The organism is Halolamina salifodinae (assembly GCF_017874235.1).
Classification (GTDB): Archaea; Halobacteriota; Halobacteria; order Halobacteriales; family Haloferacaceae; genus Halolamina; species Halolamina salifodinae.
Genome location: NZ_JAGGLC010000005.1, coordinates 284,490 through 290,752 on the forward strand (window position 1 = coordinate 284,490; position 6,263 = coordinate 290,752).

At 59.2% G+C, this 6,263-nt stretch carries 9 protein-coding genes; 1 reads left to right on the top strand and 8 read right to left on the bottom strand.

The genetic code is table 11. The features are described from left to right. Positions 1 to 29: 29 nt before the first annotated feature. The 7 genes from J2753_RS12550 to pyrE form a co-directional block, all read right to left on the bottom strand. A complete protein-coding gene (locus J2753_RS12550; protein ID WP_209492401.1) occupies positions 30 to 905 on the bottom strand; it encodes a hypothetical protein in 876 nt (291 codons plus the stop codon). Between the two features lie 386 nt (positions 906 to 1,291). Then, positions 1,292 to 1,504, bottom strand: a complete 213-nt coding sequence (locus J2753_RS12555) for a hypothetical protein (RefSeq protein WP_209492402.1) — start codon at positions 1,502 to 1,504, stop codon at positions 1,292 to 1,294. Between the two features lie 124 nt (positions 1,505 to 1,628). After that, positions 1,629 to 2,603, bottom strand: a complete 975-nt coding sequence (locus J2753_RS12560; protein WP_209492403.1) for a hypothetical protein — start codon at positions 2,601 to 2,603, stop codon at positions 1,629 to 1,631. Between the two features lie 181 nt (positions 2,604 to 2,784). Beyond that, complete coding sequence (locus tag J2753_RS12565) at positions 2,785 to 3,363, bottom strand: hypothetical protein (protein ID WP_245334618.1); 579 nt, start codon at positions 3,361 to 3,363, stop codon at positions 2,785 to 2,787. Between the two features lie 39 nt (positions 3,364 to 3,402). Next, entirely contained in the window at positions 3,403 to 3,555 is a 153-nt protein-coding gene (locus tag J2753_RS14475) for an HNH endonuclease (protein WP_321168822.1), read from the bottom strand. A gap of 28 nt (positions 3,556 to 3,583) precedes the next feature. After that, positions 3,584 to 4,303, bottom strand: a complete 720-nt coding sequence (locus tag J2753_RS12570; RefSeq protein WP_209492404.1) for a phosphoribosyltransferase family protein — start codon at positions 4,301 to 4,303, stop codon at positions 3,584 to 3,586. A 72-nt stretch (positions 4,304 to 4,375) separates the two neighbouring features. Then, positions 4,376 to 4,894 carry an orotate phosphoribosyltransferase gene (gene pyrE, locus J2753_RS12575; RefSeq protein ID WP_209492405.1) on the bottom strand — a complete coding sequence of 173 codons (519 nt, stop codon included), beginning with the start codon at positions 4,892 to 4,894 and terminating at the stop codon, positions 4,376 to 4,378. An 85-nt stretch (positions 4,895 to 4,979) separates the two neighbouring features. Here pyrE and J2753_RS12580 point away from each other — a divergent pair, with 85 nt between their 5' ends. Then, positions 4,980 to 5,537 (top strand): sugar O-acetyltransferase, encoded by a 558-nt coding sequence (locus J2753_RS12580; RefSeq protein ID WP_209492406.1) that lies wholly within the window; start codon positions 4,980 to 4,982, stop codon positions 5,535 to 5,537. A 19-nt stretch (positions 5,538 to 5,556) separates the two neighbouring features. On the opposite strand, the gene J2753_RS12585 is transcribed toward J2753_RS12580, so the two are convergent. Then, positions 5,557 to 6,096, bottom strand: a complete 540-nt coding sequence (locus tag J2753_RS12585; protein WP_209492407.1) for a CDP-2,3-bis-(O-geranylgeranyl)-sn-glycerol synthase — start codon at positions 6,094 to 6,096, stop codon at positions 5,557 to 5,559. Positions 6,097 to 6,263 lie beyond the last annotated feature (167 nt).

Below are 6,263 nucleotides of genomic sequence, written 5' to 3' on the forward strand. Positions count from 1 at the left end.
ACCGATGAAGAGTTACGCCACTAGTCGAGCTATCCTAGTGGCTGTTCAAACAGCCGGTCACCAGTCTCATCACAAGACACTGTAACGACCTCGTGAGAGGAACAGCACGACTCGACGGTCTCCTGATTCAGGCTTACTGAGCCATCCTCTCCAGGACACGTACCTAAGAAGAGCCGAAGAGCATTGAGCAACTGGCCCTTCTGATCTGAGGATAGCAGGCCCCAAAGATTACTCCACTCACTCAGCACTTCAGCAGCGGCGACGTCAGCGATAAGCGCTTGCTCAGAGGGCCACCGGCCAACAATCGACGAGCCCACGTGTAGAGTCCACGCACTGCCATGATTCGTGACCTCGATATCTTCCTCACTAACATCGAACTGATAGAGTGGGATAATATCTTCTGGCTGCAGATCCTTCTCAGCGAGCGTATCCAGTCGGCTGTACCACTCTGACTGGAATTCGTCGGTAAGACAGAGATCGTCTTGCTCCTCACATGGCTCAACAATGCTTTCCTGGAGCAGAACTTCCTGTGGGTCGAGTTCCTTTGATGGAACTGTCTCATCAGCGGTTGACCTCTTCGAAGAAGCATCTTCTTCAGAGGTTTCGCCATGTTCACTGCCAAGCCCGTGACTTGTTGGGGGCTGTGGGTCCTTACCGAACCACTGCAGAACTTCTGGTGGAAGATATTTCTTCGTCAATTCCGGAGTTCCGGGAACAAGGTATCCGCGCGCATAGATGAGGAATATCGACACACCAAGCGCAATAGCCCCACCAATACGTGATTTCCGAACAATTGCTGAACTGAATAGCGCTGCTAAAACCAGGTTGAGTATTGTACAGGGCTCGCAGCGATTTTCCCCGGTATATTCTGGCTGGTACAGCCAGCTATTCTCTTCTATTTTCATATAAAAATAGCAACCATCGACACACATAAACATATTGTATCTTCAATATCGAACTTCTATTGCTAGTTTGTGAAGAGTTATGTCACTGTACACCACGGGTATTGATTTCCTCTATTTGCTTGGAAATTGTGAATGATGTTGAACTGCAGTTCCGAAAAGAATTACCAAGAAAATTCCTTCAGATGCCGCCCGAACTCCGGGATGTCTAGTCGGGAATAATTCGAGGGTAACTCATGTGGGGCCTTCAGCACAGCCAATCACCCAAAGCAAATCAAAATCGTCGTTTAGTTTATATATTCTAGGTCAATATGAGGTTGTCTTTCACAACGATGGATGATTTTTATACTAGGTACGGAGACTGTCCCGAGTAAACAGTGGTGTCTCACTCATGGGACACGGTCCTCTGAGATCTTATATACCAGAACCATAAATACGAATATGAACGTTACGACACCAAGAATAGGTAGAAGGGTGGACGAATCCAGGGGCAGATCTGTCACTCCTGCCCAGTTTCCAAGAAACAAGTAGAGATAGCATCCACCAAGCAACCCAATAAACATGGCGACTATCTTTTTGTCCATGAACTCTACAAGGGACATAGTTAATTAACACCTTTGGTTATATTTGAAAACACCTATAAACTGCTATTAACGTGTAGCAAGCACGGAGATTCTTTTCCTTATACGTTTTACGTTGCTGTACCCAGTATGAAAAGTCTCGGGTCTAACAATCAGAGGAACAGTTCATACACCACACAGCACAGTCACGTACTGAAACTGCCGCGCCAGGTGCACAGATTGAGAGGACAATTACGGCACAACCACCGGCAGCGATTGTGGAGAGTGCGCATCCACTGGCTGCAACAGCACAGCCAGGCATAGAGGTGACAATACCCATTAGGCAAGCCAACGACTGTTTGTTACAGTCTACCGCCTGCTGAGAGATTCTACTGCTGCCAGCACCGAATAGTTCTGTGGTTCGCTCTCTACTAGCTAAATCCCCACTCTCATACTCAAACCTATAGGTGGATTTCTCTGAGATTGCCCACATTTCGCTTTCCGATTTCAGTTTCAGTTTATCGCCTTCTGAGTTCTCCGTAGATGTGGTTACTAGCGTCTGTTCAGGTTCGAAACGCCCCCCATTTCCTTCGATGCCATCCGCTATACGTTTCTCTTCACTCTGTGTCGTCTCACGAGAATAAACGATTGGCTGGTCAACACCATGGGTAGTGATATACGTACGAAGATCGTCCTTCCAAGAGAGTTCTCCAGAATATTGTTTTTTCAACCCAGGAGGGATCTCCTCATCGTCTGGCGTGAATATGAGCGAGGAAGGTGCCTCATTCCCCAAGGGCCCGGACACGGTGCCGTATTTCGTGTCAATTCCTATTGTTTTTGAGATCTCTGCACCGTCGAGACGTATCTCGGTTGTGTTGGCCGAAGAGGCATCATACGAGGGGATCCGCATCCGGGTTTGGAATGCTTCAAAGATGTCTGACTCAACGAGTAAATTTGCCTCCTCCTCTGTCGCCTCTCGGGTCGTCTTACTGAGTTCTTGCTTTGGTGAGTCAGACTGCTCCTTGCCGGAAGCGGCCCCAGAGAACGCCACTGGACTAGCAACAGCACTCCCTGATAAGGCTTTTAACGCTGTTCGACGGCTGATTCCTGACCCATCGGTTTTTTGATCTGATTCGTCCACAATACCTTCTTGAGGACAATGTGTAATAATGCTATGGTCTTATATAGAATCTATTCCCTTTATACACAAGATTATAAATATTCAATTTGGTCGTCTTTCTCCCAGCGTTTCATGAATGGGAGCCGCACCAGCGGGAAGCACTCGCTGCCAGGCAGGACTACCCGCTGGGAACCGCAACCGGCTACTGAACGCCGGCGTCGCCGACAGCGTCGATCAGCGCATCCAGTTTCTGTTCGAGGGCTTCAACGGACGATTCCCCTCCGTTACCAGCAGGTTCCTCTCCCCACGTCTCTGTCTGTCCTTCCCCTCCATCGACGTCATCGAGGCGCTGCTGCTCGTCCTCAGCTGCCTCTCGCTCCTCCTCCATCTCCTCGTCCGTCGGCCGCCCACCCGTACTCAGAGCGTCTAACGGGAACCCGTACGCTGCGGCCCGCTTGTGCTTGTAGAACGTCGTCCGCCGACTCACGTCCAGCACCGACACCACGTCACTACGCGAACAGCCCCGTTCCAGTGCCCGTCGTACGCGCTCGTCTGCGGCCCGCTGGAGCAACAGCTGGGGATCCTCCGGGATGTGTCCCCTAGCAGAGTTCTCGATCTGCTCAGTCAGTCCCCACTCGCTCGTCTCGACATCCTTGTCGACAATCTGCTCTTCTCGCTCGTCGATGAGGTTGTCCAGCCCCATCAGCACGCACAGGCGCTCTCGGACTGCCGACACAGAGAGGTCAGCCGTGATCTCTCCGGCGATATTCCCGGTTCGCATCGGGCCGTTCTCTCCGAGTAGACGCAAGATCTCGACGTCCTAGGGAAGCAGCTTCGTCTTGTCCTCTTCGGTAATCTCGACCGGCGCTTCAGCTGTATCAGTCTGGTTGTGGTGCCAGACGTGGCAGTTTCGACAGAGCAGGGAGAGGTTCTCCATGTCGTGTTCCCCACAGTCTGTCGGGTCGCGCTCGATGTGGTACGTCGAATGTCGCCGGCCGACGCTACCGACCCTCGAACGTCGTCAGCGCGCCGACGGGCGCGTCGGTGATTTCGCGGGCGCGATCCATCCCCTCGTCGCCGACGGCAATCAGCGTAAAGACGCCGCCGACGGTGGCATCGGACTGGGCGACGATGTCCAGCAGGAGTTCCTGGGTCTCGCCCGAGCGGATCAGGTCGTCGACGACGAGCACGGTGTCGCCGGCGGAGACGGCGTCCGCGGGGAGGTAGTAGGTGAGTTCGATGCCGGAAGCGAGGCGCTGGCGGGACTCGACGAACTCCTCGACGGCCGTCTCCTTGCGCTTCTTCGCGTAGGCGATGTCGGCGTCGAAGTAGGAGGCCATCGCGGCGCCGAGCGTGATGCCGTCGGTGGCGGCGGTCAGCACCACGTCCGGGCGCTCGAAGTCGAAGGACTCGGCGGCGACGGGCGCCGCGAGATCGAGGAACGACTGGTCGAACACGACGGCGCTGTTGTCGACGTACCCCTCGTCGTCGACGGAGATGCGGGACTCGAGTTCGTGGGCGAGTTCCTCGCGACCGACGCTCTCGACGGTCTCGCGGGCGCGCTCGACGCCCGGGAGCACGTGCCCGTTGACGTAGCGGTTCAGGTCGCCGGCCGGGAGGCCGGTCAACGCCGCGAGTTCGTCGTACGTTCGGCTTCGCTTCAGGGTTCGGAGGACGGCGACGGCCCGCAGCTGGAGAGCCGCCTTCTCTGCACGGTTCATGAACCCCCTCACGGTTGCACAAGCATGAACACGTCGAAGCGCCGCGACGGGGGAATCGAACAGCGGTGTGCGTTACCGATCCGCGAGTAGGTCCGAGGCGGTCACGAGCGCCTCCATCTCGACGCCGTGGTCAGCGAGGTTCTCGCGGCCGCCCTCCTCGCGGTCGACGACCAGCAGCGCGCGGTTGACTTCGGCGCCGGCCTCCCGCAGGGCTTCGACGGCGTCGACGGCCGACTGGCCGGTGGTGGCGATGTCCTCGACGACGACGACTTCCTCGCCCTCGCTGAGGCGGCCTTCGATGCGGTTGCCGGTGCCGTACTCCTTGGCCTGCTTGCGTGCGATGACGTAGGGCACGTCGGCGGTGATGCTCGCCGCCGCGGCGAGGGGGACCCCGCCCAGCGCCACGCCGCCGAGTTTCTCGTCCTCGATCTTTTCGGCGAAGGCTTCGGCGATCAGGCGGAGACAGCGCGGGTCGGTCTCGAACAGGTACTTGTCGACGTAGTAGTCGCTGGTGCCGCCGTGGGAGAGTTCGAACTCGCCGTACTGGACCGCGTCGGCGTCCCTGAGCGCCTCGATGAGGTCGTCGGTCATGGCTGTGGGTGGGCGTGGGGTCGGGAAAAACTGGTCGGTCGGCGGGAGCAGCAGGATATATCGGACGACCGGCCCGAGCCCAGCCATGGCGAGCGAGAAGGAGAAGATGCTGAACGGCGACCTGTACGACGCCGACGATCCCGAACTCGTCGCCGAGCGGGAGCGTGCCCGGGAACTCACGCGGGCCTACAACGAGACGGCGGCCGACGAGCGCGAGACACGGCGGGAGCTGCTGGAGGAACTTTTCAGGTCCGTGGGCGAGGAGTGCGTGATCGAGCCGCCGTTCCGGTGTGACTACGGCGCCAACATCTCCCTCGGCGAGAACTTCTACGCGAACTTCGACTGCGTCGTCCTCGACGTGTGCCCGGTCGAGATCGGTCGGAACTGCAAGCTCGCGCCGGGGGTGCACATCTACACGGCGACACACCCGCTCGACCGGGCTGAACGGGCCAGCGGCGCGGAGTACGGCGAGCCGGTGACCATCGGCGACGGCGTGTGGGTCGGCGGACAGGCGGTCGTCAACCCCGGCGTCAGTATCGGTGACGGCGCCGTCGTCGGGTCGGGAGCGGTCGTCACCGACGACGTGCCCGAGGGGACACTCGTCCAGGGGAACCCGGCGACAGTCGTGAAGGAGTTGGAGTGAGGGCTGTGCAGGGCCGTACTCACCAGGGCTCGTCTTTCACGCCGAGCCAGTAGGCGATGCCGTTGGTCACGAGATGCAGCAGCGGCGTGACGACGACGACGACGGCGACGCGGGCGAGCGAGAACACCTCGAGTGTCCAGTCGGGCGCGAACAGCAGCGAGAGCAGCAGTGCGCCGACGACGAAGTCGAGTTGGTCGAGGCCGGGGAACGCGGCGCCGCGCTCGCGGCCGCTGCGGCGTTTGAGAAAGGAGGCGCCGATGTCGCCCAGCATCGCCCCCAGCGCGAGCCCCAGCGCCGCGGTGATCGGGAAGCCGGGGAGCGTGATGCCCAGCGCGTCGCCGGCCGCGGGCGCGAGGGCGTCGAGGACGAGCGCCAGCGCGACGCCGACGGCGGTGCCGACCGCGGTGCCGCGCCAGGTTTTGCCGTCGCCGAGCAGGCGCCTGCCGTTCAGGGTGCGGCCGCCGTCGATGGGGCGGCCGCCGCCCGCGAGCACGGCCGCGTTGTTCGGGACGTACGCCGGGAGCATCGCCCAGAGCGCGCCGGCGATCAGTTCGAGCATGGACGAGTGGTCGAAGGCGGAGGCCGTAAGTCCCGCGGGTCAGTCCGGCAATGGCGAGCCGGGCGGGACCAAGGGTCAGTCCGGCAATGGCGAGCCGGGCGGGACCAAGGGTCAGTCCGGCAATGGCGAGCCGGGCGGGACCAAGGGTCAGTCCGGCAATGGCGAGC

Bases quoted from the DNA above. Each gene is read 5' to 3' on its own strand.
- J2753_RS12580 (WP_209492406.1), top strand. From the start codon at position 4,980: ATGGCGAGCGAGAAGGAGAAGATGCTGAACGGCGACCTGTACGACGCC.
- J2753_RS12585 (WP_209492407.1), bottom strand. From the start codon at position 6,096: ATGCTCGAACTGATCGCCGGCGCGCTCTGGGCGATGCTCCCGGCGTAC.
- J2753_RS12570 (WP_209492404.1), bottom strand. From the start codon at position 4,303: ATGAACCGTGCAGAGAAGGCGGCTCTCCAGCTGCGGGCCGTCGCCGTC.
- pyrE (WP_209492405.1), bottom strand. From the start codon at position 4,894: ATGACCGACGACCTCATCGAGGCGCTCAGGGACGCCGACGCGGTCCAG.
- J2753_RS12555 (WP_209492402.1), bottom strand. From the start codon at position 1,504: ATGTCCCTTGTAGAGTTCATGGACAAAAAGATAGTCGCCATGTTTATT.
- J2753_RS12565 (WP_245334618.1), bottom strand. From the start codon at position 3,363: ATGCGAACCGGGAATATCGCCGGAGAGATCACGGCTGACCTCTCTGTG.
- J2753_RS12550 (WP_209492401.1), bottom strand. From the start codon at position 905: ATGAAAATAGAAGAGAATAGCTGGCTGTACCAGCCAGAATATACCGGG.